The sequence below is a fragment of the Microcoleus sp. OTE_8_concoct_300 genome (genome assembly GCF_031383065.1).
Taxonomy (GTDB): Bacteria; Cyanobacteriota; Cyanobacteriia; order Cyanobacteriales; family Microcoleaceae; genus Microcoleus.
Window position 1 is genome coordinate 1 of record NZ_JANMZH010000293.1, and the last position, 2,023, is coordinate 2,023.

Here is a 2,023-nt window from a genome sequence, read left to right on the forward strand (position 1 = left end):
AACTATGCAGAACATATCTGGGACGTAAAAGATTCAGATGGGTATATGGGAGCAACAGTATGTATTGTTGTTACATCATTCATCCCTTACTACGATCGCACTCAAGATTGGACAGCATTGGCATGGTGGATACATGACCACATTGATGCTTATGCAGCAATGACCTTTTTCCCAAACTATGCAGCGTTCAACATTAGGTGGAGCGAGAATCCTAAGGTTTCAAAATAAATTTATAGCTACGTAAAAAATCCGCACACTGGTAAGAAGAGCGGGTATCTGACAAAGGAGGGGATGGATAATTTCTTAGGTTTGCATGAGCAGTTTTACCAAGAATTTATCGATCGCTGACTAAACATCTTTTTGAACTTCTATGCGATAGTTGTAGCCCTGTTCGGTGAGGAATAGTTGGCGGTGTCGGGCAAAATCTTCCTCACAAGTTTGTAGCGATACTAATGTATAAAAACTAGCAGTGTGTCCATCGGATTTCGGGCGGAGAATCCGTCCCAGGCGCTGCGCTTCTTCTTGGCGAGAACCATACTTTCCCGATACTTGAATTAAAACATCGGCATCGGGTAAATCGACGGCAAAATTGCCCACGCGAGATAGAATTAATCCGGGAATCTCTTTGTGACGGAATGCTTCGTATAACCGATCGCGCTCTGCCTGTTTTGTCTTCCCCGTAATCAGAGGCAATTCGGTAATTTTGGCGATCGCATCCAACTGTTCGAGATACTCACCAATAATTAAAATACGGTGTCCCGCCTCCTTTTGCAATAAACCTTGCACCACATCCAACTTACCCGGATTTTCCGCAGCAATCCGAAACTGGCTGCGGCGGGGCGCTAGGGCATATTCCATTTTTTCCGCCTCATTTTGGGCGACGCGGATTTCCGTACAATTGGCAGTGGCAATAAATCCCTGTCCTTCCAATTCGCGCCAAGGTACGTCATAGCGCTTGGGCCCAATCAACGTGAATACATCGCCTTCTTTCCCGTCTTCGCGAATCAATGTCGCAGTTAAACCTAACCTGCGTCGTGCTTGTAATTCAGCGGTGATCCGAAATATCGGTGCAGGTAATAGATGGACTTCATCATAAATAATCAGTCCCCACGATTGGGCGTTAAACAACTCGAAATGCGGGAATTCATCATCTTTATTCGATCGATAACTTAGCATTTGGTAAGTCGATAGGGTGACAGCAGCAGTCTGTTTGGTAACACTGCTGTACTCAGCGATCGCATCCTCAGTTAAACTCGTTTTGTCTAATATTTCCCTGCGCCACTGGTGCACAGAAGTCAAACTGCTGGTGAGGATGAGTGTCTTTTGCTTTACCAAACTCATCGCTAACATCCCGACTATGGTTTTACCAGCCCCGCACGGTAGGACGATCGTCCCACTTCCACCTTTTACCTCCCCGTCCTGATAGAATGCCTCTGCTGCTTCTTGTTGATAAGCACGCAAATTAAAGGGCAAGTCCCCTAAAGTACGATCGCGCAAAGAAATCCCTAATTCGGCACCCTCGACATATCCAGCCAAATCTTCTGCCGGATAGCCCACCGCTAGTAAAGCTTGCTTGAGTACGCCGCGATTGCCGGCATCGACTTGAAAGCAAAGATCCGAGATGCGCTTGCCCAACATTGGTTTGACGCGATCGTCCCGTACCAGCAATTCCGCTAGGGGCAAATCGGCAATTCGCAGTTGTAAATCGGGGCGACGCGCATCGATTCTTTCAATTACAGTTAATCCATACCGCGCCCCCAACAGTTCAATTTCCTGCGCTACCGACTCAGGAATGGGATACTTGGCATACTTTCGCAAAGCGGAGATCGCGTCTTCAACTGGCATTCCCGCCGCCCGTGCATTCCACACGCTGAGGGGCGTGATGCGATAGGTGTGGATGTGTTCGGGACTTTTAATTAATTCGGCAAAGGGGGCGATCGCTTCTCGCGCCTGTTGTGCTGTGGGGGCGTGAACTTCTAGTAAGATCGATCGATCGCTTTGCACGATCAAAGCATTTTCGGGA

The 2,023-nt window shown here is 47.8% G+C and carries 1 protein-coding gene and 1 pseudogene; one reads left to right on the forward strand and one right to left on the reverse strand.

The features are described from left to right. Positions 1–228 (forward strand): annotated as a pseudogene (locus ACUVJL_RS13650) (peptidase M15); the annotation flags it as partial. A 120-nt stretch (positions 229–348) separates the two neighbouring features. On the opposite strand, the gene ACUVJL_RS13655 reads toward ACUVJL_RS13650, so the two are convergent. After that, on the reverse strand, positions 349–2,023 hold a 1,675-nt coding region (locus ACUVJL_RS13655), incomplete at its 5' end, for a DNA repair helicase XPB (RefSeq protein WP_445246342.1).